The sequence below is a fragment of the Blautia sp. MSK20_18 genome, from assembly GCF_020553125.1.
Lineage (GTDB): Bacteria > Bacillota > Clostridia > Lachnospirales > Lachnospiraceae > Blautia_A > Blautia_A fusiformis.
In genome coordinates this window covers 73,555-98,325 of the sequence record NZ_JAJCGR010000012.1, presented here as the reverse complement: position 1 = coordinate 98,325, position 24,771 = coordinate 73,555, and the positions used below count along the sequence as shown (strand labels likewise).

Annotated in this window: 20 protein-coding genes, 1 other RNA gene and 2 other annotated features; of the genes, 1 reads left to right on the top strand and 20 read right to left on the bottom strand. The window is 44.6% G+C overall.

The features are described from left to right. Positions 1 to 712 precede the first annotated feature (712 nt). From LI091_RS08915 to LI091_RS08835, 17 genes are all read right to left on the bottom strand, one after another. The gene (locus LI091_RS08915) at positions 713 to 931 is read right to left on the bottom strand and encodes a leucine-rich repeat domain-containing protein (protein ID WP_250789769.1); all 219 of its coding nucleotides are present in this window, start codon (positions 929 to 931) and stop codon (positions 713 to 715) included. Next, a complete protein-coding gene (locus tag LI091_RS08910; RefSeq protein WP_021652915.1) occupies positions 925 to 1,143 on the bottom strand; it encodes a hypothetical protein in 219 nt (72 codons plus the stop codon). The genes LI091_RS08915 and LI091_RS08910 overlap by 7 nt, the downstream gene beginning before the upstream one ends. A 6-nt stretch (positions 1,144 to 1,149) precedes the next feature. After that, a complete protein-coding gene (locus LI091_RS08905) occupies positions 1,150 to 2,244 on the bottom strand; it encodes an OmpA family protein (RefSeq protein WP_161209553.1) in 1,095 nt (364 codons plus the stop codon). A gap of 14 nt (positions 2,245 to 2,258) precedes the next feature. After that, on the bottom strand, positions 2,259 to 3,920 hold the full coding sequence (locus tag LI091_RS08900) for a MotA/TolQ/ExbB proton channel family protein (protein WP_265191074.1): 1,662 nt from the start codon (positions 3,918 to 3,920) through the stop codon (positions 2,259 to 2,261). A 144-nt stretch (positions 3,921 to 4,064) separates the two neighbouring features. Further along, entirely contained in the window at positions 4,065 to 4,277 is a 213-nt protein-coding gene (locus LI091_RS08895; RefSeq protein WP_044962386.1) for a ferrous iron transport protein A, read from the bottom strand. Positions 4,278 to 4,573: 296 nt separating this feature from the next. Continuing rightward, positions 4,574 to 5,182, bottom strand: a complete 609-nt coding sequence (locus LI091_RS08890; RefSeq protein ID WP_182431235.1) for a histidine phosphatase family protein — start codon at positions 5,180 to 5,182, stop codon at positions 4,574 to 4,576. Then, on the bottom strand, positions 5,182 to 7,599 hold the full coding sequence (gene pheT / locus LI091_RS08885) for a phenylalanine--tRNA ligase subunit beta (RefSeq protein ID WP_015526758.1): 2,418 nt from the start codon (positions 7,597 to 7,599) through the stop codon (positions 5,182 to 5,184). The genes LI091_RS08890 and pheT overlap by 1 nt, the downstream gene beginning before the upstream one ends. Before the next feature lie 66 nt (positions 7,600 to 7,665). Next, positions 7,666 to 8,685 (bottom strand): phenylalanine--tRNA ligase subunit alpha, encoded by a 1,020-nt coding sequence (gene pheS, locus LI091_RS08880; protein ID WP_044962388.1) that lies wholly within the window; start codon positions 8,683 to 8,685, stop codon positions 7,666 to 7,668. Between the two features lie 95 nt (positions 8,686 to 8,780). Beyond that, positions 8,781 to 9,002 (bottom strand) — a binding site (T-box leader). 47 nt (positions 9,003 to 9,049) lie between these two features. Continuing rightward, positions 9,050 to 9,943: a YihY/virulence factor BrkB family protein gene (locus tag LI091_RS08875; protein ID WP_021652921.1), complete on the bottom strand. Its 894-nt coding sequence runs from the start codon at positions 9,941 to 9,943 to the stop codon at positions 9,050 to 9,052. Between the two features lie 25 nt (positions 9,944 to 9,968). Next, on the bottom strand, positions 9,969 to 10,556 hold the full coding sequence (locus LI091_RS08870; protein ID WP_015526760.1) for a GNAT family N-acetyltransferase: 588 nt from the start codon (positions 10,554 to 10,556) through the stop codon (positions 9,969 to 9,971). Between the two features lie 35 nt (positions 10,557 to 10,591). Further along, positions 10,592 to 11,650, bottom strand: coding sequence for an aldose epimerase family protein (locus LI091_RS08865; RefSeq protein ID WP_129975317.1), 1,059 nt, complete (start codon positions 11,648 to 11,650; stop codon positions 10,592 to 10,594). A gap of 59 nt (positions 11,651 to 11,709) precedes the next feature. Next, a non-coding RNA gene (gene ssrS, locus LI091_RS08860) (6S RNA) lies at positions 11,710 to 11,887 on the bottom strand. Between the two features lie 82 nt (positions 11,888 to 11,969). Then, the gene (gene thrC, locus LI091_RS08855) at positions 11,970 to 13,460 is read right to left on the bottom strand and encodes a threonine synthase (protein ID WP_021652923.1); all 1,491 of its coding nucleotides are present in this window, start codon (positions 13,458 to 13,460) and stop codon (positions 11,970 to 11,972) included. Between the two features lie 216 nt (positions 13,461 to 13,676). Next, complete coding sequence (locus LI091_RS08850) at positions 13,677 to 14,510, bottom strand: cell wall hydrolase (RefSeq protein ID WP_021652924.1); 834 nt, start codon at positions 14,508 to 14,510, stop codon at positions 13,677 to 13,679. A gap of 475 nt (positions 14,511 to 14,985) precedes the next feature. Next, the gene (locus tag LI091_RS08845) at positions 14,986 to 16,932 is read right to left on the bottom strand and encodes a DUF2142 domain-containing protein (RefSeq protein WP_129975319.1); all 1,947 of its coding nucleotides are present in this window, start codon (positions 16,930 to 16,932) and stop codon (positions 14,986 to 14,988) included. Positions 16,933 to 17,055: 123 nt separating this feature from the next. Further along, positions 17,056 to 18,711 (bottom strand): 2-isopropylmalate synthase, encoded by a 1,656-nt coding sequence (locus LI091_RS08840; RefSeq protein ID WP_175443004.1) that lies wholly within the window; start codon positions 18,709 to 18,711, stop codon positions 17,056 to 17,058. 97 nt (positions 18,712 to 18,808) lie between these two features. Then, positions 18,809 to 19,082 (bottom strand) — a binding site (T-box leader). A gap of 148 nt (positions 19,083 to 19,230) precedes the next feature. Beyond that, positions 19,231 to 19,911, bottom strand: coding sequence for a VanZ family protein (locus LI091_RS08835; protein ID WP_022427222.1), 681 nt, complete (start codon positions 19,909 to 19,911; stop codon positions 19,231 to 19,233). Positions 19,912 to 20,168: 257 nt separating this feature from the next. Between LI091_RS08835 and LI091_RS08830 the strand changes: the two genes are divergently transcribed. Beyond that, positions 20,169 to 22,439: a glycoside hydrolase family 3 C-terminal domain-containing protein gene (locus tag LI091_RS08830; protein ID WP_265191073.1), complete on the top strand. Its 2,271-nt coding sequence runs from the start codon at positions 20,169 to 20,171 to the stop codon at positions 22,437 to 22,439. Positions 22,440 to 22,605: 166 nt separating this feature from the next. Here the strand turns inward: LI091_RS08830 and LI091_RS08825 are convergent, their stop codons facing one another. The 3 genes from LI091_RS08825 to LI091_RS08815 all read right to left on the bottom strand — a co-directional run bounded on the left by LI091_RS08825 (position 22,606) and on the right by LI091_RS08815 (position 24,771). Beyond that, a complete protein-coding gene (locus LI091_RS08825) occupies positions 22,606 to 23,025 on the bottom strand; it encodes a hypothetical protein (RefSeq protein ID WP_265191071.1) in 420 nt (139 codons plus the stop codon). A 9-nt stretch (positions 23,026 to 23,034) separates the two neighbouring features. Continuing rightward, on the bottom strand, positions 23,035 to 23,403 hold the full coding sequence (locus LI091_RS08820; RefSeq protein WP_265191070.1) for a helix-turn-helix domain-containing protein: 369 nt from the start codon (positions 23,401 to 23,403) through the stop codon (positions 23,035 to 23,037). Between the two features lie 309 nt (positions 23,404 to 23,712). Further along, positions 23,713 to 24,771, bottom strand: a complete 1,059-nt coding sequence (locus LI091_RS08815; RefSeq protein WP_265191068.1) for a pyridoxal phosphate-dependent aminotransferase — start codon at positions 24,769 to 24,771, stop codon at positions 23,713 to 23,715.

Genomic DNA, 24,771 nt, shown 5'->3' with positions numbered 1-24,771 from the left:
TATTTGCGACAGCTCAGTTATAATACCACTGGGAGTTATGCTTGTCAACCATAAATTTCAATTTTTTTAGATTTTCCTGGAAGTTTATCTTTATAGGACAATTTTTTATTCTTATTTGTAATTTTAGGATTATCTTTATTGTTGTTTATTGTGTTGTTTATCGTGTTGTTTTTTAATAATAAGACTCTTCGCTGGATGGCGCTACGCCGGTCGCATTTTCAATGCGGGAATATGCAGGGGGAAGGCCATCTCAGAGTTCCGTAGCCCGAAGGCCCTCCCCCTGCACCCCCACCCTCTTGGGCACGGAAGGAGTTCTGCGTTGTTGTGTGTGCTGTGTTGTTGACTTTTGTCTGTATGCTTCGGTATTCAGGATGGAACGTTGTGCCGATCTGGTTTCTGTATTCTTCGGTACTTATGGTGGTACGCTGTGCCGATCTGGTCCCTGTATTCTTCGATATTTATGGTGATACACTGGGCCGATCTGGTTCCTGTATTCTTCGATATTTATGGTGGTACGCTGGGCCGATCTGGTCCCTGTATTCTTCGATATTTATGGTGGTACGCTGGGCCGATCTGGTCCCTGTATTCTTCGATATTTATGGTGGTACGCTGGGCCGATCTGGTCCCTGTATTCTTCGATATTTATGGTGGTACGCTGAGCCGGGCTGCTGCGGAGGAGGGGTGATTACTACTTGGGCTGCGGGAGATGGCGTTATTGCGGCAGAGCCTGCTGTCTGAGCCGAAGGCGAGTTCTGTACTTGGCGATCTTTGTGATCCCTTTCACAAAGGTGACCGTCGTCAGCCCTGTATCTCCCGCAAAAATTCCCGGATACGCCGAACTCTCACCCACATAACCATGTGTAACCATTGATGCAGGGATATGGATACGGGTAAGACTTGTACATTGCTTAAATGCACCTGCTTCTACCACCACCCCATTATCCAGAATGTGGATGGAAGAAAGGAATGTACAGCCGGAAAAAGCTCCTCTTCCACTGCCTGTTCCACACTCTCTTCTGCTGAAAAATCAGCTGCACTGACCAGCATTCCCGAATCCAGGCTGCCAGCCAGAAGCGTCATTTCAGCATCAATGCCAGTTTTCTTTTCATACCCAATCCTCCTTAAAAAATATAAAGCAGCCATATTTTATTACTGCTTATTATCCTGATTTTCTTTCTGATTCTTTTCTTTTTTCTGAGCAGTACTGTCGGACTCTGCAGAATCTCCCTGCATGATCTTATTCAGTTCCTGGATCATCTCTTCATCCTTCAAACGGAATTTTACCTCTACACGTCTGGACGCATCCTTATCTACATTTCCTTCTGCATCCAAAACCGGATCTGACATGGAATGCCCATTCACTGTCAGACAATCCTTCAGTTCCTGAACCTGTGAATCCTTCAGAAAATCACTCTTAATATCCAAAAGATACTGCGCTACCGCCAGAGACCTCTTCTGTGACAGCTCCAGGTTATAACTGTAATCTCCGTCTGTATCCGTATAACCATCAATAATGATCTCGCCAAGATATTTCTTATAGGAATCATCCAGCAATACCTTACAATATGTCGGCAGTACCATAGACAATGTCATCTTACCGGAATCGGTAAGCTCTGCCTGATCATAATCAAACATAACATTGGCATTCAACGTCAGCGCACCTGTCTGTGGATCAATATCCACATTGAGGTTCTTTTTTTCAAATTCCTTCTGCAAAGCTTCCACAACCTCCGCTTTCACGCCGATGATCTTGTCGATCTTCTCCTGCTGCTCTTCCAGAAGCTCTGTTTTTTCATCCAGCGCAGACTGCTGCTCTTTCAGTGTATCCTGCTGGCTGGAAAGCTTCTTTTTCTGAGAGGACAGCTTTTTCTGCTGTTCTTTCAGCTTTTCCTGCTGTGCCTCCAGTGTTTCCTGCTGTTTGGCAAGCTTCTCCGCCAGAGAAGACAGTTCTTCATCCTGAGATTTGATCTGCTTGTCCTTGGACTTGATCTGCTCATCCTGGCTCTTTAATGTTCCTGCCTGCTCATCCAGCGCATTCTGTTTTTCAAGAAGCTCTTCTGTATATTTTTCCTGAAGAGCGATTTTTTCATCCCGTTCCTTCAGACTGTCCTGATAGCTCTTCTGTGCCTGAAAAAGTGTCACACACATGATCAGAACAAAAAGCAGCAAAACTCCTGCCATCATATCCGAATAAGAACGCCAGACATTAAACCCATGCTCCTCCGGCTTTCTTTTTTTGCGCATTGACAATTCCTCTCTTATTTAAATAAACCAAAACGGCTTTTCTGTGCTGCCTTCGTTGCCTCACGGATACTGCGCTCGATCTCATCCAGCAGCGCTTCCTGTCTTGCACCCTGTCCTTCCAGAAGATCCTCCAGACCCGTCAGCTTATCCTTAAGTTCCTGGATACCGGCATTGCTTCCATAGCCCCAGGGCTGTCCGGCGATCAGATGGATATCACGGTTATTTTTTGCCGTCTTGATCTCAGAAAGAAGCCTGCGTACCTCATCCAGAACACTGTTGACCATCTTCTGGCTCTCGGTAAATTCTTTCACTCTGGCTTCAAAATCTTCGATCATCTTCTTATCTTCACGAAGAAGCTCCTCACTGATCCTACTGGAATCCGCAACTGCTTTCATCCCTTCTGCAGCACTGTCCACATACTGGCGCATAGATGCATTACAGTTTTTCCAGAGATCTGCGGATTCTTTTTCATTTTCATGCATATGCCGGGCAAACTTTTCGTAATCCTGTTTCTGCAGCTGCTGGATCATCTGATTATCCCGGATAATACGGTCTGCAGTCTTCATATAACTGCTCTGCATCTCATCGATTTCCTTAATGGCATCCTTCATGGCACGTTCCTGCTTCGTAAAAGTTTCACTCAGCTGACTGCTCATGGTCTTGTACAATTCTGATGTATATTCTGTATTCTCCTTCTGCACCTTCTTAAGTTCTGCCAGAGCATCATTAAAATCTTCAAACTGCATCTGAAAGGAACCATGCATCTCGCTTAAAAACGTATCCAGGATCTCCCGGATCGCATCCTGCTGCCCTTTTGTCACAGATGCGGCAAGAACGTCCAGAGAATCATTCATCTTCTGAAAAGTAGGTGTGATCACTTTCTCAAAGCTATCTGCCATCTGCACAGAAAACTGTTCCGCCATCTGTTTCATGGCTTCTGTCTGCGTCTTCTGGCTGGAAACAAGGAGATTCCAGGACTCATTCTCCGCAGTAGGGAGCACCAGTGCGTGAAAACGATCCAGAAAATCCTGCATCGCCTGGGACATCGCAGAATATCCGCTTTTCATCCCAAATGTGTACACAACAGAAAGTGCAACTCCATAAATGGAAGTCAGAAACGCAACTTTGATGCCATCTACAAGAGCGGATACCGAGCTTGTCATCACTTCATAATCTGTGGGCTGGAAATTCTTAAGTCCCCACACAAGACCGATAAATGTTCCAAGGATACCAAGGCTTGTAAAAATGTCCGGAGCCATCTCAAGGAGTCTCTTGTGGATATGTACATCTACATCCTCAATATTCACAAAATCCTCTACTTCAGCGATCCCTTCTTCCGTTCTGCTGATGCTGTCAACAAAATCATCCATCTTTTTGTCGAGATAGCGGTCACCGAAAATCCCTCGCAGCTGCCCAATCTCTTCTTTTCTGGCTCTTCCCGGAAGCTGAAACACCTCTGTGATCTCACCAGCGCCATGCTTCAGTGCTCTTGACAGGTTATCCATCCGATATAAACCTGCAAAAAGCCCCACTGCATATATGATCAGCATAAGTCCCAGAAATGTAAAATTATAAAGCAACACATTCCCGGAGCCTTTTCCAACATAAGCAGTCAGGGTTGCCGCGGCCACTGTTACTGCCAGAAACAGCACTGTATTCATAAACTTTTTTCCCATAATATGCCTCCCCTGTCTTTATTTTTGAAAAAAGTTACTCTTTTGTTCCCATACTATCATAACATCTTCCCTAAAACAACCAGAAAGGACAATTCCTTCGCCAAAAGAATTGTCCTTTCGTCTTTTTTCTATTTATACTTTTATTTATACTTTTATACGGCAGGCTGCATCATCGCTGATCAGGATCCTGCGTCCGCAAACACCTACGATCACTCCGCCAAGTATCCTGCTTATGATCTGTACGGTCTTTCCTTCACTGACATCATATTGTCTGATCTGTTCCATAGTCTCCGGCATTCCGGTCATCCACTTGATCGTGTAGCTTTCCCCTGCTTTTGTCTCATTTAATGACTGCATATACTCACCCCATTCCATATATCACATCACTATCAGTAATTATCCTCTATCCGTAGGCGGATATTCGCAATCCGCACTTGGTTAAATGATTTCATATAATTCTAACACAATTCTGCATCTTTATATAATTAGTAAAGTTTAACTTTTATTTTTCTGAATCATTCATTATTTTTATATATTTTATCTCATTTTATCTCAATTAGTCAATCATAACCTGTGAAATTCCACCAATAAAAACAAGCAAAAAAAGAAACGCAGAACAGCCATTACAGTTATTCTGCGTTTCTCATTATTTTCTATGCATAAACTCTATCTTCTTCCAGAAGCGTTGTCTTTCCATTCTTTACTTCCACAAGATTAACACAGCAGTTTGGCGGCACGGAGCCTCTCCAGAAATTCTCCGGATCAGGATCTACATTCTGAAGAAGAGCACGGACTGCACATCCATGAGAGGCAACAAGAATTGTTTTATCCGCAAGAGTCGGATCTGATGTTATTTCATCCCAGAAATCCTTTGTCCTGGCGATTACATCAAAAATATCCTCGCCCTTTTCCGGTCGTTTAAAATTTACCGGAGCACGGAAAAAAGTCTCGATCTGCGGATCGATATAATTGCCATCTGCATCTCTTACCTGATCACCCTCCAACACACCAAAATCGATCTCCTGGATCCGCTTATCCGGTATGATCGGAACATCGCGTTTCCCCAGAACATATTCTGCCGTCTGTTTTGCCCTTGAGAGCGGACTTGTAAAACAGATATCAAACTTCACATCACGGAGAGCTTCTCCGGTTTTTTCTGCAAGAAGGATCCCTTCCTTCGCAAGAGGTACATCCGCTGCGCCCTGAAGCTTTTTTAATTTATTCCACTCAGTCAGGCCATGTCTTACAATGTAGATCAGCATCAGCTTCTCAGCTCGATTCCAAGTCCGTTAAGACCATTCATGATCTTTTTCATTGCTGCGGAGATCTCGTTTTCACCAAGAGTCTTGTCATGGGCACGGAATACCAGAGAATAAGCCATGGATTTGAAACCTTTCTCAATCTGTGCGCCCTCGTAGATATCGAACAGCTGATAACTCTCAAGAATATTTCCGCCTCTCTGATCAAAAATCTCCTCGATCTGTCCTGCGAGAACTGCATGGGGAACTACAAGGCTCAGGTCACGAGTTACAGCCGGATATTTGGCAATTCCTGTATATTTGTGGTTGAAACCAGCAAATTCCAGAACATCCAGAATGTCGATCACTGCGATATATGCCTTTTCTCCGATAGAGTAATTATCTGCAACAGCCGGATGAACCTCACCTAAGTATCCAACTACCTTACCCTCGTAGATCATGTTAGCCTGTCTTCCTGGATGAAGGAATGGTTTTCCGCTGTTTGGATCGTAGGTAACCTTTTTCTTCATTCCGATCTTCTCGAAGAACTCCTCGCATACACCCTTCATATCAAAGAAATCGCCTTTTCCGTACATTCCAAGTGTAAACATGGTACGCTCATCCGGAAGCTCTGTAACCGGAAGGGACTTCGGAAGATAGATATTTCCAAGCTCGTAAAGACGAACATCTTTATTACGTCTGTTATAGTTTGTGGAAAGGGATGCCAGCATACCGTTCAGTGTGCTTGTACGCATGATACTGTAGTCCTCTCCAAGAGGATTGCTGATGGTGATGACTTTACGAAGATCACTGTCCTCAGGAATACAAAGCTTGTCAAATACCTTCGGGCTTTCGAAAGAATAGGACATTCCCTCTGAGAATCCGCAGTATTCTGCGATATCTCTTGCAACCTCCTGGATACGAAGCTTAAATGGCAGCTTACCTGTAGTAGCCTCTCCTGTAGGAAGTGTCATCGGGATCTTATCATAGCCATAGAATCTTGCAACCTCCTCTGCAACATCTGCATTACAGTGGATATCCTGACGGAATGTCGGTGCAACGATCTCGTCTGTTTTTTCATCATAAGCCAGTTCTACACGTCCAAGATAATCGATCATCTCTTCTTTTGTAAGGCTGGTTCCAAGAAGCTTGTTGATCTTCTCAGGCTCAAATTTTACTCTGGATGGCTCTCTTGTCTCGCTGCAGACATCAACCATTCCGCCTACAACCTCACCTGCACCAAGCTCTTCCATCAGCTGGCATGCACGGTCAATTGCAGCCTGTGCATTGTTCGGGTCAAGACCCTTCTCAAATTTACCGGATGCATCTGTACGAAGTCCGATCCTCTTGGAAGAAAGACGGATGCTGGTTCCATCGAAGCACGCCGCCTCAAAAAGAACCGTTTTTACATCGTCTGTGATCATGGAATTCTCTCCACCCATGATACCCGCGATGCCGACAGCCTTCTCACCGTCACAGATCATCAGAACGTTCTCATCCATGATACGCTCCTGGCCATCCAGTGTGACGAATTTCTCATCTTTTCCTGCACGGCGTACAACGATCTCCTGATTTGCGATGGTATCCAGATCATATGCATGCATTGGCTGTCCAAACTCTTCCATTACATAGTTTGTGATATCAACCAGGTTGTTGATCGGGCGGATTCCATTGGAAGCCAGACATCTCTGCATCCACTTCGGGGACGGACCAATCTTGACATTTTTTACAACTCTTGCACAGTAACGCGGGCAAAGCTCCGGATCCTCTACAGTAACCTTTACATAATCGGAAGCTTTCTCATCATTTTCCTTAACCTCTACAATCGGCGGGCAGAATTTCTTCTGGAAGGTTGCTGCTGCCTCTCTTGCGATTCCAAGAACACCGTAGCAGTCTACACGGTTGGAAGTGATCTCATACTCAAATACCACATCGTCAAGGCCAAGTGCCTTAACAGCGCTCTCACCCACAACTGCGTCCTCAGGAAAAATATAGATTCCGTATTCCGGTGCTTCCGGATACATTTCTCTGGTGCTTCCAAGTTCCTCGATAGAGCACATCATACCAAAGGACTCAACGCCACGGAGTTTGCCTTTTTTGATCTTGATCCCTCCGGGAGTCATTTTTCCATCATGGCCGCCTGCAACACGTCCGCCATCAAGAACAACCGGAACCTTATCTCCTTCTTTTACATTTGGAGCGCCTGTTACGATCTGCACACTCTCAGTTCCGATATTTACCTGGCAGATGATCAGCTTATCTGCATCCGGATGTTTCTCGATCTTATCGATCTGGCCGATCACGATCTTATCGAGATCTGCATCCAGCTCTGTAAAGCCCTCTACCTTTGTGCCTGTCAAGGTCATGGCATCTGTATATTCCTGTGCCGTTACATCCAGATCCGGCACATATGTTTTAATCCAAGATAATGAAGTATTCATTTTGGTTGTCCCTTCTTTTTTCTATATTTACTGTCAGACGGATACTCATGATCCGTGTTCACTGTTTTAGAACTGTTTCAGGAATCTGCTGTCGTTCTCATAGAGAAGACGCATATCATCGATCTCATATTTCAGAAGTGCGATACGCTCCAGACCTACACCAAAGGCAAATCCTGTATACTCATCCGGATCGATCCCGCACATACGGAGAACATTCGGATGAACCATACCACAGCCAAGGATTTCGATCCAGCCGGAACCTTTACAGAAACGGCAGCCTTTTCCGCCGCATTTGAAGCAGGAAACATCAACCTCAGCGCTCGGCTCTGTGAACGGGAAATGATGCGGACGGAATTTGGTCTTTGTCTCCGGTCCGAACAGCTCTTTTGCAAACTCCTGAAGGGTTCCCTTAAGATCTGCAAACGTAACATTCTTATCAATAACAAGGCCCTCGATCTGATGGAAGGAAGGTGAATGTGTTGCATCTACCTCGTCAGAACGGAATACACGGCCAGGTGCGATCATACGGATCGGAAGCTTGCCTTTTTCCATCTCACGTGCCTGCACCGGTGATGTCTGGGAACGGAGCAGAATGGAATCATTGATAAAGAATGTATCCTGCTCATCTCTTGCCGGATGATCCTCCGGAATATTCAGCTTTGTAAAGTTGTAGTCCGCATACTCAACCTCCGGACCTTCCACAACCTCATAGCCCATTCCGATGAAAATACGCTCAACTTCTTCCAGAGCGATAGTATTCGGATGGCGATGACCGATCTTCGCTTTCTTTGCAGGAAGTGTTACATCGATCACTTCTGCCTTCATTTTTTCCTCACGGACCTTCTCCTCGAAATCCTTTTTGGAGGCTTCCAGAAGTTCTTCGATCTTAGCTCTTGTCTCATTGACAAGTTGTCCAACCTTCGGACGTTCTTCCGGAGCAACATCCTTCATACCTTTTAAGATTGCAGTAAGCTCACCTTTTTTTCCAAGATATGCAACACGCACATCATTCAGCTTATCCAGGCCCTCGGATTCCTCGATCCGTTTTCTGGCATTTTCAGCCAGTTCCTGAAGTCTTTCTTTCATATCCATGGTCTATTTCTCCTTTAATTAAAATGATCAAATGATCCGCCGCCCACCCCGAAGATCCAGATATGGGCAATAAAAAAACCGTCCCTTATAAAAGGGACGGAATATCCGCGGTACCACCCAGTTTCCCATGAAAAGATCACGGGCACCTCTTGTCTGCTTAACGCGCAGCTTACGTCATCTCCTACTGTTACTTCAGAGAGGAAGCTCCGGTGGGAAATTCAAGAACCATCTGAACCCGGGGAAGCTTACAGCCGGTGACTTCCCTTCTCTGTGAGAAAATGATCCTCTATAAACACCTTCACAGCTTTTCTGTCTTTTAATACTATGCCACAAGGTCTGCCTTCTGTCAAGCGCAAAGTCAGGATTCTTTGGAACTGTTTTTTTCATTTTCTTTCTTGGAAAGAAGTGTTTTTACAGATCTCTGGGCCTTTCGGAATTCATTTTCGAAGTAGGCATTGATCTCCGCCCCGTAAAGAAGCAGGTTCATACACACATACAGCCACAGCATTACCATGATCAGCGCAGTCAGACTTCCGTACATATTTCCAAAATTCGGAAAAAATTCAAAATACAGAGAAAATCCATAGGAAAATATCATCCATGCCACTGCGATCATAAATGCACCCGGAAGCTGGCTTTTAAAGGTTGCCTTTCGGTTTGGAAGCACTTTATAAAGGACCAGAAACACTGCAAACAGCACGGCAAATACAAGCAATGTCCTGGCCCCTATAACCTTGGCCAGCAGCCTCCCGAGAATCGGAATGGTTCTCTGTGCAGCTACTTGGATTCGATTACCAAGAACCAGGACCAGAAGAGTGACAATGATCGCCAGCACAAACAACAGCATATAAAAAACCGAATAGATTCGGGTCATCAGCCAGTTTCGGGTTTCCTTTACATGATAAATGGTATTTAAGCCATTGGTGATCGCCTGCATTCCCTTTCCGGACGCCCAAAGCGCCATCAGCGCAGACAACGGCACGATGGCTGTACTTCTTTTGTATACTTCTACCACAATGCTCAGCACAAAGGTCTGCAGATTTCCGGGCACAAACCCGATGATGGCATCCCTGACAACATTATAGCTTAACGGTGTATAACGGATCAGCGTTGTAAGAAACAGTATAAACGGGATAAAAGACATGATCAGAAAATACGCTGCCTGGGCCGCATATGCACTGACATGATCTCCGTTTGCCCTGCGCACAAATCCCAGCATGAGCTGGATTATATTTTTCTTTTCCTCGTCCATGCTGACCTCCCTCAGGTTTCTTTTTTCACCAGGAAAAACGTTCAAATCCGATCTTATCCTGGATTTCCGGAAAAAGCTTTACTTCCGGCTGCAGGCTCTTATGTTCACCTATCATCTTTTCCATCCATACCATATTATACCAGCGGTTAAACTTATAGCCGCATCTGTGGAACTCTCCCACACGCTTATAGCCGAAATGCTTATGAAAATCCACACTGGCACTGGTCAGGTATTCATCATCTTTTGGTGCAACTGCAATGCAGGCGTTCAGGTTCAGAATTCCCATCTCTGCAAGAAGACTCTCCAAGGCTCGATAGAGTCTGCCTCCTGCACCGCTGCCCCGCCGGTCATGTCTCACATAAACAGACATCTCCGCACACCAGCCATAAGCAGCCCTCGGGTGAAACGCCGAACCATAGGCATATCCCAGAATCTCTCCCTTCTCTTCTGCCACAATATACGGATATTTCACCTTTATATCATGGATTCGCTGCGTAAACTCTTCTATGGAAGGTGTTTCGTATTCAAATGTGATCGCAGTTTTTTCTACGTAGTAGGAATAAATTTCCAAAAGTGTTGCTGCATCCTTCTCTTCTGCCACACGTATCTGCATTGCCTTCTCGCACCTCTTTTATTTCTGTTTGTCTGTTATTTCACAAAGAAACGGTAAACCGTTTCAGAGCTGTACTCTTCACCGGGAAGCAGGATCGGAGAATGGAAATCCTCTACATTGACTGCATTTGGCTCCACCTGTGTCTCCAGGCAGAATCCATAACGTTCATGATAAACATGACCGTTCTTTCCCTTCTCATCCTTAACAAAATTGCCTGCATAGAACTGCACACATGGGCAGTCGGAGGAAACCTCCATACCGATACCGGATTCCTTACAGTATGCAGTAGCGATCGAACGGACATTGCCCTTTGCATAATTATCGGTTACATAGTTATGGTCATAACCACCTGTGAACTTCAGCTGTTCAAAATCCGCCTCAATGTCTCTGCCGATCGGTTTGGAAACATTAAAATCCATCGGCGTTCCCGCCACCGGTGCATATTCACCGGTAGGAATGGACTGGCTGTCTTTTACCGGAGTAAAATACTTCGCATGAATACATACTTCCTGGTCAAGCACATCTCCGCTGCCTTCTCCGTTCAGATTAAAATAAGAATGGTTGGTCATATTGGCAACGGTAGCTGCATCAGAGCGTCCTCTGTAAAAAATCTTCAGTTCGTTTTCCTCTGTGAATTCATATTTCACAACAATGGAAAATTCTCCCGGAAATCCGTTCTCTCCATCCGGACTGATGCGGAAGAAATCCACGCTATTCTTCTCCTGGGAAATTTCTTTTACTTCCCACAGCTTTTTCTCAAAGCCATCCGGACCGCTGTGAAGATTGTTATGATTCTCATTCTCTGCAAGAACCACTTCTTTATTATCAATAAAAAATCTGGAATTCTCGATACGGTTTCCACTTCTTCCAATGATCGCACCGAAAAAGCATCCATTAATCTCATATCCTCGGATATCGTCATATCCAAGGACCACATCCTTCAGATCTCCGTTCTTATCCGGAACACATATCTTCACCAGGATCGCACCATACTGAAGCACTTCCGCATAGGCACCTTTTTTATTCTCAAGATGATAGATTTTTACTTCTTCTCCTGTAGGAAGTACCCCAAATTTCCTTTCAGAAACACTCATGTTTTAATTCCTCCCATATATGAAAAAAGAGCCACTAACCGGCTCTATGTCTTTAACCGATTAATCCCGGGATGCCGTTCCCTTATTTTTGACGCCTAGCAGATGCTAGGTGGGTATCCTCAACAGTGTCTTCTGCCTACCACGACGTGAGGTCTGACATCCAACCTGCGATTTTGGATTCCCAAAATGTCAATGTAGGTTCAAAAAGAAAAGGGGGATCGAACATTCCAGGATTCGGTTTTCGTTGTTTTTATTATAAACCAGTATTTGTGCTTTTTCAACAGAAAATACATTTTCTTACTGATTTTATTATCAATTATTATTTGATCTTAAGGATATCCTTTACTGCTGCCGGCATATCCACTGCATCTACCACCCTGTCATGAAGAACCGGGGCAGTACGGATTTCTTCAACTGCACGTGGAACAGGTACTCCGGAAAGCGCACTTAATGCGTCTACAAGGCCAAAATCATCCAGATCTTTATGCTCCTCACCAAGTGCTTCCATAACACTTCTTGTGAATTTATACGGACTTGCAGTAGAGGCGATCACTGTCGGAAGATGATCCGCTGTCTCACTTACATACTTCTTATATACGCCGGCTGCAACTGCAGTATGCGTATCAATCACATAATTGCTGTTTTTGTAGATATCACTGATGGCCTGTGCAGTCTCATCTTCACTGCAGAAATTACCATAAAAATCAACAAGCTGTGCTTTCATCTCGTCAGTAATGGTATATTCGCCGCCCTCACTTAAGGATTTCATAAGCTCTGCACATTTTTCAGCATTTTCTCCGGTAAGACGATAGATCAGTCTTTCCAGATTGCTGGAGATCAGGATATCCATGGAAGGAGATGTCGTAAGGATGAAATCTCTCTTTCTGTCATAGGTTCCTGTGCGGAAGAAATCATAAAGAACACGGTTCTCATTCGATGCACAGATCAGCTTGTGGATCGGAAGTCCCATCTGTTTCGCATAGTATGCAGCAAGGATATTTCCGAAGTTTCCGGTAGGAACTACCACATTGATCTCCTGTCCGTCTTTGATCCTGCCATCGCGTACCAGTGATGCGTAGGCATATACATAATATACGATCTGAGGAACAAGACGACCGATGTTGATAGAGTTTGCAGAAGAAAACTGGAAGCCTGCCTGATCCAGCTCTGCTGCCAGCTCATGATCATTGAACATCTTCTTAACTGCAGTCTGGGCATCATCAAAGTTACCGGTAATACCTACCACATAAGTGTTGGCACCCTTCTGAGTTACCATCTGTTTCTCCTGGATCGGGCTGACACCATGCTTCGGATAAAATACAATGATCTTCGTTCCCGGCACATCTGCAAAGCCTGCCATGGCAGCTTTACCGGTATCTCCTGATGTTGCGGTAAGGATCACGATCTCATTCTTAACATTATTCTTCTTCGCTGCAGTTGTCATCAGATGCGGAAGAATGGAAAGTGCCATATCCTTAAATGCAATGGTCGCGCCATGGAACAGTTCCAGGAAATATGCCCCATCCGCTTCATGAAGAGGCGCGATCTTTTCTGTATCAAATTTGCTGTCGTATGCTTTGTTGATACAGTTCTTAAGCTCATCCTCGGTAAAATCTGTAAGGAAACGGCTCATTACCTCATATGCTGTCTCCTGGTAGGTCATCTGTGCCAGCTTGTCCATTGGTACATCCAGCTGTGGAATGCTTTCAGGCACGAACAGTCCGCCGTCCTCAGAAAGGCCCTTAAGTATGGCCATAGACGCTGTAACTGCCTGCTCTTTTCCTCTGGTGCTCTTGTACAATACCTGCATTGGTGTTCCGCCTTTCTATTGTAAGATATTCGTTTTCTTTTCAACGTTATCACATTATAGCATGGAATTATGGAAAATGCCACCACTTTTAAAAAAGAATCTGTCTTGCCCAATCCCACCCTGTGATCAGACAGATATTCACAGCTTTCGGATAAAAAGAAACCGCCGGTCTGTTTCTGCCGGCGGTTGGTTCCTTCTGTACTGCATCAGTTCTTCCTATTTATATGTATAAAATTCATGGACCCCGTATTTAAAGAGCCTCTTCAGGTCCTTTTCAAACCATTTCACATTATGTTCCTCTGCTGCAGATTTCTGGATAAAGAACAGTGCACCTTCAGAATAATCCGTACCCTTCAGCGCCTGCTTGACCGCTTCCCTTGTTTCATCGGAAACTGCAACTTCATTGATCCTGCCATCATAGGTCGGTGAAAACTGCGGAACGCCGTCACTGTTATCCCAGACAACCTCTGTCACCGTATTCGGAAAATCTTCGCTTTTTACACGGTTCATGATGACGTTGGCCACCAGAACACGGCCCTTGATATCTTCACTTCCTGCTTCTGCCTCCACGATCCTCAGAAGTGTATCATAGTCTTCATCTGACATCAGTGTGGGATTTTCTGCCAGTGTGATCGACCTTGCATCAAGTTCATTTACTTTGTTTTCCATAGAGGAGCTTACATTAAGATCTGCAGCAGTATTGGTTACTTTCTGTACTCTCTGGCCTACGATCACCTGCTCACAGGAGCTTCCGATCCTTGTAACCGTGCTTCCGGATAATGGTGTATCCGTAACTCCTGAAACCACACCTGCGATCCCGGTAGGAACAGCAACCTCTTCATAGGGAGAGCCCTCTCCTCCATCTGAAGCTGCATAAACCCTGCCTCCCTCACTTTCTGCAAATGTCCTTGTCCCCAGAGAAATAACCATCGCCAAAACTGCACATAATGTCAGCACTGCAAAACTGCGCGCGGAATTTCCTCCGGTTTTTCCATTTCTACGTTCATCCTGCACTCCGTCAGTCTCACGTAAATCTTTCTCAACTTTCATAATCTCATTCCTTGCGTTTCATTTTCTGTAACAGCCCATAATCCTCCGATGCGATATCACAGCCCCCATTATCATCGCTTCCCGGATAAATACGGATCATTACGATTTCCTTTACATGTTTGTAACATTTTTGTAATGTATGGGAAAATTATATTTAATAATATTGAATATGTCAAGCTTTTTCCCGTATTTAACGCTTCAACGGCGGTATTTGTGTTTTATCCACACCTTATCCACATGTATTCCACATAAAATCGCAGAGTTATCCACACTCATGTCATATTTCATTTCAGAAAAAAAGGCAGATAGCGTCTCTATCTCCGTCCAATGTTGTACACCCACTTTCCGGAAATCGTACTTCTATCTGCCTGTTTATCCTTTTTCAGAACAGTTTTTTCCTCTGTTATTTACAGATTTGATTATAATATTTTGTTTTCAGTCAGTCAAGGATTTTTGCTCGACCAAATCCGACGCCTTATGCAAAACGGCACAGGGCCTGCACGAAAAGTGTCGCATAAACACACAGATCGATACTCCAGGCTCCCAGAAACAGTCCCCATGGTGTTTCCCCGGCTCCTTCGGCAAACCGTTTGGGCTTCAGCGCAAGAATCAGTGGAAAAAGAAGCGGCAGAAAATACCGTCCCTGCACGCCCAAGATCTTATCGTAGCCATAGGCTGTCCACTGTCCGTATAACGTTACAAAGATCAGCGCAAATACCAGGAGACTGACTCCTCCCAGAATGCCCTTTGCCGGAAGCTCCAGACGGATTCCCGATATATCATCATTCCCGGAAACCTGAAGGACCAAGATCAAAAGATATCCCATTGCCAGCAGGGCACAGACAGGAATGTTCAGCCATCCAAGATTACTTCCTATCATTTCTGTAAGATAGGTCACACCAAAATTATCCAGGCTCCGCACAAAAGTCAGGACAAAGGCAGCCGGATCCTTCAGGATCCCCACAAGCTGTGCAGCTGTATCCACACCTGGCTGTGACTCACAGAGATATCGGGATGCAATGACCAGCCAGCCGAAACTTAAGATCAAGATCACAGTTCCTGCACAGACCACATGAAACCAGTAATTTTTTCTGCTTTTAAACCGTTCTTTCGGGATCAGGAACAGGAGCAGGCAAAACGGCATGTAAACCACTTTGCAAAGACACAGGAATCCGGTCAGCACGTACATCCATATCAGCTGTCTTCTACTCATCACTTCTTTTTGTTTATATCGCATAGCCAGTACAAAGGCAGCCAGAGCAACCGTCAGAGCCAGGGCCAGGGCATCTGCTGACATGGAATTTGCTGACTGGATATTCACAGGTACCAGCCCCAGAAGTACGAGGAAATTTTTCCCAACAGGCGTCAGACGAATGGCAAAGAAAAAGAACAGTCCAAACATAAGCATATTGGCGATCCTTCCCGCATAGGCAAGAACCATCGGCCGGTCCGTAAACAGATCTGCAATGCGGATCCCTACTGCCTGGGGAAGATACGAAGTAGGTGCATACAAGGCTGTATTTCCAAATCCGTAAAACTGTGTTTTTTCCCGGTCGATACGCTGATCTGCATTCTCTCCGATATCCCATAATGATACATGATCCTTGGCGGAAAATTCCGGAACCAGACCACTGTTAAACGTCCTTCCATATGAGAATAAGTCGTTTCCTCCGTTGCCTTCCGACGTCAGATATCCTCTGGAAACCTCATAGCTTCTCAGATAATGGCTGTACTCATCCGGCGAATTAAAGGCCGGAACCGCCGCCAGCGTACAGATACTCATAAAAATATAAACAACGGCAAACACCACTTCTGCCCGGAGCTGTCTGCGTTTCAGAAATGCAAAGATCACCAGCATCACAGCTGCCGCCGCTCCAATCACCAGAAACACCAGTGATTTTGGAAATGGCCTGGAAATGATCCGATAGGCAAGTGTCTGTGTATCATCCTTCTGGCTCACCAACCCTGCAGCCACTCCGGTATCCCCTTTTGCGCCATCTAAAACGATCCGGAATTTCTGCCCCTTACATTCCGTAAGCTTCTGGTCAAGCCGGAAATACGTGGTATCCCCCGACGATATGGTCAGTCTGCTGGCCTGCCAGCTCTGGATTTCCCTTTCATTCTGGTACAGCGTTATCTGAAACGTTCCAGCAACCGATGCACTCTCTGTAGAAAGAAAAAGCTCCACACCGGACAGACGGTTCGTTTTGCAGGTAAACTCCTCTTCAAAGCTTCCTCCCGCACCGATCATAGACCAGGTATCCGGTCTTGCCTGCTGCCTTACATTTCCGAGGATCTCCGAATCACTAAGCAAATATGCGGAAAAGATCAAGATCATTCCCCATATCAGCAGATATTTCAGAGTATTTTTCAGCTCTGCAGACAGGCTGTATGAGCTTCTGTTTTTTTTCTTATTTTTCATAATATCCCTCTTACTCACTGTTATTTTCACATTCCGCACTATTATAGCATCTGCACGGCAAAAAAAGAAGCTGCGTTTTATGGCAGCTTCTCATTTTTTGTAAACCTATCCGGAACCGGATGCTTATCGATTGTTGATCGCAGTTACCAGTGCATCAATAGAGGCACGGATGATATCCTGATCAACACCCGCTCCCCAGGCAAGCGTTCCATCCGGTTTGCGAATTCCCACATAAGCGATAGCCTTGGAGGAAGAGCTCTGCTCCAGAGCATGCTCCTGATAAGTTTCCAGTGTGTATTTCAGTTCGTAAGCTTTCTTCAGCGCATTGCTTACCGCATCCAGACGACCATTTCCGGAAGCCTCTGTAACGATGGTTTTTCCACGGAATGTAGAAGTAACCCGTGTTACGATGCCGTCTTCCTTCTGCTGGAAATGAACCTCATTGATGCTGTATGGTTCAACCACATTTTCGAAGGTAGATTTGAACAGACTGAAGATCTCGTCCGGATGAAGCTCTTTGTGCTTGTGATCGGACACTGCTTTGGCTGCATAGCCCATAGCCTCGCGCATTTTCGGAGGAAGGTTCAGGCCAAACTTTGTCTCCAGTATATAGCCTACACCGCCCTTTCCGGACTGGCTGTTGATACGGATAACATCTGCGTCGTAGTTTCTTCCCACATCTGTCGGATCGATCGGCAGATACGGAACAGTCCAGTGCTCCAGATCTCCGTTCTCTCTCCAGTGCATACCCTTTGCGATGGCATCCTGATGAGATCCGGAAAATGCAGCAAATACAAGAGCTCCACTGTACGGACTTCTTTCATAGATCTGCATTCCGGTACATTTCTCATAAACCTCGCAAATATGCGGCATATCAGAAAAATCAATCTTCGGGTCCACACCCTGGGAATACATATTCATACCAAGCGTTACAATATCCACATTACCGGTACGCTCACCATTTCCGAACAAAGTTCCCTCAATTCGGTCAGCACCTGCAAGAAGACCCATCTCGGAGTCTGCAACGCCACATCCACGATCATTGTGCGGATGAAGAGAAACGATCACGTTTTCACGGTATTTCAGATTATCACACATGTATTCCACCTGACTTGCATACACATGCGGCATAGAATGCTCAACCGTAACAGGCAGGTTGATGATCGCTTTGTTATCTGCAGTGGGCTGCCATACATCCAGAACCGCATTGCACACCTCCAGTGCATACTCCGGCTCTGTTCCCGTAAAGCTCTCCGGGCTGTACTCAAACTGAAAATTGCCTTCTGTCTCATCAGCCAGTTTTTTCAGAAGTGCAGCGCCATCTACTGCGATCTTCAGGATCTCCTCTTTTGATTTTTTGAATACCTGCTCTCTCTGAGCTACAGATGTGGAATTGTATACATGAACGATCGCTTTTGGGGCGCCTTTAACAGCTTCAAAAGTCTTACGGATAATATGCTCTCTTGCCTGAGTCAGCACCTGGATCGTTACATCCTTCGGGATCAGATCCTGCTCGATCAGCGTACGGAGAAACTCATACTCTGTCTCAGAAGCAGCCGGAAATCCAACCTCGATCTCTTTAAAACCAATCTTTACAAGAAGCTTGAAAAATTCCACTTTCTGCTCCAGGCTCATCGGGATCACAAGTGCCTGATTTCCGTCACGAAGGTCTACAGAGCACCAGATCGGGGCCTTATCCACATATTCTTTCTCCGCCCATTTCATACATTTCACCGGCGGCATGTAATACTGACGTTTGTACTTGGATGGTGTCATCATTTTGTTTTCCTCCACTTTCTGTTTCCATTAAAATTTCTCTTTGGTTTCTGTTTTTGATATAAAGACATTAAAAAAATCTTCCGCCTCTGCAGATTCTGCAAGAGACGAAAGACAACTGCTGTCCTACGCGGTACCACTCTTATTTCATGAATAAAAATTCACACACTTGACAGATACGGAATGTATATACATCCTTATATCCTCTCCGGATAACGGCGGACACCGTCTGCGTCTACTCTCTTATATAATATATAAAGATTTCAGGCAGATGCTCCGAGGCGAGTTCCACAAATCCCTTCCGCTGCTTCTCACCGGACAGCAGCTCTCTGTGCTCCGTTCTCTTGTGTACTATTCCTCATCTACGCATTTTCTTTTTGAAACTGGTATTAGGTTAACACGTTATGGAAGATTTGTCAACGAAATTTTAGCGATGCACCGCGCAAAAATTTCAGTGCATCACTCACGAACAGCAATCCGGGCTGATCCGTTTCTCTGTCTTCCTGCTATCTGCGGCAGACATTATTCGGCTCCCCGCCTGACTGAGAGCTGATGACCAATCCAGTACACAGTCCCGCCAATACCTCCTCCAAGAGTATTATATGTCAGATCAGAAACCTGGAACGTCCCAAGCCTCAGGAAAAGCTGCAGAAGTTCAATGGACAGTGAGAATACAAAGGTAATCTTAAGTCCGGTCCACACAATATTCAAGAATGTTGTTTTTTTCAATATTTTCTTTCCTGCGGTCCAGAACAGCAGGATCGTGAACGGAATGAACAGCATCAGATTCTCAATACACTCAGTTGTGAGATATCTGGTACCATCCTCTCCATATTTCCAGATCCACCAGTTCGCCATCACATCCGAAAGGGGATTCATCCACATATCCCGGTTCAGCAGCGTGCGAAACAAGATCATGGTTGTATAAAAGGTCAGAAAAAACAGCTTCCGAAAAAAAGCATTTCCTCTGAAATACTGCCACCACACGGAAAAAGCGCCCCTGATTCCCCTTCCACCTGTCTCATTATGGTAGGCAAAGAGATAAAAAAACAGTACCATCACAGACAGAATCACAGAAAACCAAAATGGCTGGTACAAAGCTGTCAGTACACTTGTAATAATACTTGATATGATGTCTTTCATTATAAGTCCTTTCACATAAGCCAGACAGCCGACCATTCTTCTGTCCGGCAGCTCTGTCATTATTCCTACCTATATTACTACACTCTTCCCACAAAAGCCAGAAAAAGATATCTCTCACCGCTCTGTCAATCGACCTGCATATCGTTTTTATATTCCTGAAAATGTGAGGGTCATGCGGATATTCGCAATTGAAGTAAGAGACTTACTTAATTCGGCTAAACTGCAATATTTTTTTATTTTTAACAAATTTTTGTTATATTTTACCAGCAAAACATGCTATAGTTCATAGTAAGAAAAACATTTCGGAGGTATTTTTAATGAAACGTGATCTGAAAAAAATCGTAAGCCAGATGACACTGGAAGAAAAAGCCGGCATGTGCTCAGGTCTTGATTTCTGGCATCTGAAACATGTGGAACGCTTGGGGATCCCGGAAGTAATGGTCAGCGACGGCCCTCACGGACTTCGTAAGCAGGATGACAAGGGCGATCATCTTGGAATGAATGACAGCATCAAAGCCGTCTGCTTCCCGCCGGCCGCTTTAAGCGCCTGCTCCTTTGACCGCAAGCTGGTGGAAGAAATGGGCAAAACCATCGGAAAAGAAGCTCAGGCCAACGATGTATCCATAGTTCTCGGACCGGCCGTAAACATCAAACGTTCTCCTCTCTGCGGAAGAAACTTCGAATATTATTCCGAGGATCCATATCTCGCAGGTGAGATCGCAGCCGCTTTTATAAACGGAGTACAGTCCCAGCATGTAGGAACCTCTATCAAGCACTTTGCAGCAAACAACCAGGAATATCACCGCATGAGTAATTCTTCCGAGGCAGATGAGCGCACTTTACGTGAGATCTATTTCCCTGCATTCGAAACCGCAGTAAAAAAAGCTCAGCCATACACCTTCATGTGCTCCTACAACCAGATCAACGGCACTTTCGCATCTGAGAATAAATGGCTTCTCACAGATGTTCTCCGCGGCGACTGGGGCTTCAAGGGCTATGTAATGTCCGACTGGGGTGCAGTCAATGACCGCGTCAAAGGTCTTGAGGCAGGTCTTGAGCTGGAAATGCCTTCCTCCAATGGGGTCAACGATGCCCTCATCGTACAGGCCGTAAAAGACGGTTCCCTCAAGGAAGACATTCTTGACCAGGCTGTTGAACGCATTTTACGCATAATTTTTGAATATGCAGACAACCGGGCACCGCAGGAATTCACCATGGAAAAAGACCATGAAGAAGCACGCCACATTGCCGAAGAATCTATGGTTCTTCTGAAAAACGATGAGCAGATCCTCCCTCTGAAAGCATCCGAGAAAATTGCTTTCATCGGTGGTTTTGCAAAGAAGCCTCGTTTCCAGGGCGGCGGAAGCTCTCATATCAACTGCTTCAAGATCACAAACGCACTGGATTCCGTTCCTTCCGATGCACAGGTTACTTATGCAGAAGGTTTTCCTGCAGACAAAGATCTCTACGATGATGCACTTGCAGCTGAAGCGATCAAAGCTGCTGCCGCCGCTGACAAGGTTGTGATCTTCGCCGGACTTCCGGACAGCTTTGAATCTGAAGGATACGATCGTTCCCACATGAGGCTTCCTGAATGTCAGAACCGTCTCATTGCTGAGATCCTTAAAGTACAGCCGAATACCGTGATCGTCCTCCACAACGGTTCCCCCGTGGAGCTGCCATGGCTCAATGATATAAAAGGCCTTCTGGAAGCATACCTCGGCGGTCAGGCAGGCGGTACCGCTGTCGCAAACATCCTTTACGGAAAAGTAAATCCCAGCGGCAAGCTTGCTGAGACAATGCCGCTCAAGCTCTCCGACAATCCATCCTACCTGAACTTCGGCGGTGGTGAAAAGGTTGAATACCGTGAAGGCGTATTCGTAGGCTATCGCTACTACGATACAAAAGAAATGGATGTAGCATATCCGTTTGGCTATGGACTCTCCTACACTACCTTTGCCTGCAGCGACCTGAAGATCTCCAATGAAAATCCTACAGACAAAGACACCATCACCGTTTCGGTTGATGTAACAAACACAGGAAATATGGCAGGAAAAGAAGTCGTACAGCTCTATGTCAAAGACTGTACCAGTTCCGCAATCCGTCCGGAAAAAGAGCTCAAGGGCTTCGAAAAGGTTTTCCTGAATCCAGGCGAAACCAAAACAGTAACCATGGAGCTGGACAAGAGAAGCTTCGCATGGTACAATACAGAGCTTCACGACTGGTTCGCAGCCAGCGGCGAATATAAGCTCCTTGTCGGTACCTCTTCCAGAGATATCCATCTTGAAGGCAGGATCCATCTGAACAGCAGCCAGGAGCTTCCGATGCATGTTCATATGAACACCACCCTGGGCGAACTGTTCCGCAACCCGAAAACAAGCGAAACAGCAAAAGAACTGACAGCAAAATATATCTCAGCCATGAACGTTGGTGAAGAGTCCTCTTCTGAAGCCGCTTCCGAAGCTATCACTGAAGAAATGACAGAAGCCATGACCGACTCCATGCCATTACGTGCGCTGGTAAGCTTCGGCGGGTATTCCAGAGAAGAACTTACAGAAATTATTGAAAAATTAAATAAACTGGTATAATTTCACAGAGCATCCTCTGCCGCTCGAATTATACTTACATAAAAAAGCTGACAGAACAAATCTGCTTTTACAATGACACAGGTTCGTACTTCTGTCAGCTTTTTGATTTTTTATCAGCAGTGCATCAATTTTTTTTATATTGCTCGATCTGCGATGCACCCATATTTTACACACCCCTTTTTTGCCTGTAGATTTCCTTAAGATCCTCCACCGCCATCTCCGGATCCATCGTGTGAAACATCAGGTAATTTACATTCATGGTTTTTGCCGGAGCCTGACGATAAATCTCTCTGCTTGATTCACCTGTTACATAATGCCAGTATCGATACACATATCCCGCCCAATACATAACTTCCTTATCATGCTGTATACCATCTTTCTTTACTTCCGGGCATTCATCTGCAAACTCTTCCAATAAATACTCTTCTCCAGCCCACTGCATCCGGTTATACTCCGAATCTAACGCCCGGGCTACCTTTGAATTCATAAAATACCGTATAAATCTCTCACTGTTATAATGCTCTTTCCACGCCAACTCAAACAACCTGCCCTGAATATCACAAAGCTTCAGTTCTATCGAATCCATTATTTTCACCTACTTCTGTCTTGCACTGTCAATGATTTCATCAAAATACTTACCTTCACGGCGATAGTCTCTACATATCCGATTAGCCAAAGAAATATTTCCTTTCAATCCCAACTTAGAACCATGAAACAAAATTTCTCTATACGTATTACTTTTCGCAATTTCCTGTGCCTGTTCTCTGATTGACTTCTCTACTACTTCAGCCAAATCTATTTTTTCCTTCTGGCATATAGAGATAAGCTTCTCCTGGGCAGCTTTACTCGGAATCCCATCCTCATTTTCCCAACGCTTCACTGTAACAGCTGTAACGTTCATCTCATCAGCCATTTTTTCCTGATTCCATTGTAAACTTTCACGAATCCGATAAATTGTATTCACTAAAATCACCACTTTATATGCCTGTTATGTTCAAAAGGTTCCATAGCATCAATTATATATAAAATAATGATACCATGAAACCTTTTTTTCGTAAAGTTGCCTATCATTGCTCTGCAATCATGCGAACAAGTCGAGCTATTGTTTGATAGTCCTCTTCCTTTTTTATAATAAATTGTCTTACCAGCAACTGTTCAATATTTCCAATTGAAATCTCTAGTGAACTCGCAACGCGGAATAGTTTTTCCTTACTATCTCTAGCACCATTAAATTGATCACCATCAAAGAGAATATATTGGCTTTATAATTGATTCATTGATCAATTTCAAGCAATGCATCCATAAATTGCTTCATATACTTTTCTTCACCAATTGATACTCGCAAACAATTACCAAACTCACCGACATTCGGGTAAGCCTTAATCAGGATTTTCTTTTCCGCTTTCATCCTATCCACGACAGTCTGTGCATCTGTTTTAGGTTCGATAAAAATGAAATTACCGGCTTCGCCCTTATGACGATACCCATTTTTATCCAAAGAATCAACAAGATACTTTCTTCCACCATTAAACTTTGTAATCAGAGAATCAAGCATTCCCGGTGTCGTTAATACTTTTTCTGCAAATAACATAGCAAATGCATTTGTATTATGCGGTGTACACATCTTCTGCACCATCTTAACACCATCAGCCCAACCTACAACGTAACCCAGACGGCAACCAGCCATAGAGAACAACTTGGAGAATGTTCTTGTAATAAACACATGATCCTTTGTCAATGCATATTTAATAAATGTCTTAGGATAAAAATAATGATATGCCTCGTCAACCAGTACCGTAATCTGCTTCTCCCTTGCAATCTTCATAATAGATTCGAACTCATCATCCGAATATACATTTCCCATCGGGTTATTCGGATTCAAAAGAATTAAAAGCTGTGTATCATCCGTCATTTCACGAATAATATCATTAACATCCATACTCAAATCTTCTTTATATGGGACCTTTACAAAATTGCGTTCATACATTTCAGAATAAACCTGAAACATAAAGTAGGACGGGACAACACCAACAATACGTCCATTTACTGATGTGAATGCCTGAATGATATAACGTATGCCCTCTGCTGAACCATTTGTCAGACAAACATGAGAAATGTCAGTTCCAAGATGATCAGCCAGAACCTCCGTAAAATGTAACGTTTCTGGATACTGTGCAACAAACTGCGGTGTCACATTTTTAAGGACATCATCAATGAATTCCTGCGGAAGACCACCCGGATTCTCATTTAAGTCTAATCTCAGATAATCCTTTCTCGCATTCTGATCAAAAATTCTATACAGATTTTCCACCTTACTATCCAAATAATACAT

Coding starts and splice junctions, on each gene's coding strand:
- LI091_RS08910 (WP_021652915.1), bottom strand. CDS start 1,143: ATGGCTGCTTTATATTTTTTAAGGAGGATTGGGTATGAAAAGAAAACT.
- LI091_RS08905 (WP_161209553.1), bottom strand. CDS start 2,244: ATGCGCAAAAAAAGAAAGCCGGAGGAGCATGGGTTTAATGTCTGGCGT.
- LI091_RS08900 (WP_265191074.1), bottom strand. CDS start 3,920: ATGGGAAAAAAGTTTATGAATACAGTGCTGTTTCTGGCAGTAACAGTG.
- LI091_RS08895 (WP_044962386.1), bottom strand. CDS start 4,277: ATGCAGTCATTAAATGAGACAAAAGCAGGGGAAAGCTACACGATCAAG.
- LI091_RS08890 (WP_182431235.1), bottom strand. CDS start 5,182: ATGCTGATCTACATTGTAAGACATGGCCTGACTGAGTGGAATAAATTA.
- pheT (WP_015526758.1), bottom strand. CDS start 7,599: ATGAATACTTCATTATCTTGGATTAAAACATATGTGCCGGATCTGGAT.
- pheS (WP_044962388.1), bottom strand. CDS start 8,685: ATGAAAGAAAGACTTCAGGAACTGGCTGAAAATGCCAGAAAACGGATC.
- LI091_RS08875 (WP_021652921.1), bottom strand. CDS start 9,943: ATGGACGAGGAAAAGAAAAATATAATCCAGCTCATGCTGGGATTTGTG.
- LI091_RS08870 (WP_015526760.1), bottom strand. CDS start 10,556: ATGCAGATACGTGTGGCAGAAGAGAAGGATGCAGCAACACTTTTGGAA.
- LI091_RS08865 (WP_129975317.1), bottom strand. CDS start 11,650: ATGAGTGTTTCTGAAAGGAAATTTGGGGTACTTCCTACAGGAGAAGAA.
- thrC (WP_021652923.1), bottom strand. CDS start 13,460: ATGCAGGTATTGTACAAGAGCACCAGAGGAAAAGAGCAGGCAGTTACA.
- LI091_RS08850 (WP_021652924.1), bottom strand. CDS start 14,510: ATGAAAGTTGAGAAAGATTTACGTGAGACTGACGGAGTGCAGGATGAA.
- LI091_RS08845 (WP_129975319.1), bottom strand. CDS start 16,932: ATGAAAAATAAGAAAAAAAACAGAAGCTCATACAGCCTGTCTGCAGAG.
- LI091_RS08840 (WP_175443004.1), bottom strand. CDS start 18,711: ATGATGACACCATCCAAGTACAAACGTCAGTATTACATGCCGCCGGTG.
- LI091_RS08835 (WP_022427222.1), bottom strand. CDS start 19,911: ATGACAGAGCTGCCGGACAGAAGAATGGTCGGCTGTCTGGCTTATGTG.
- LI091_RS08830 (WP_265191073.1), top strand. CDS start 20,169: ATGAAACGTGATCTGAAAAAAATCGTAAGCCAGATGACACTGGAAGAA.
- LI091_RS08825 (WP_265191071.1), bottom strand. CDS start 23,025: ATGGATTCGATAGAACTGAAGCTTTGTGATATTCAGGGCAGGTTGTTT.
- LI091_RS08815 (WP_265191068.1), bottom strand. CDS start 24,771: ATGTATTATTTGGATAGTAAGGTGGAAAATCTGTATAGAATTTTTGAT.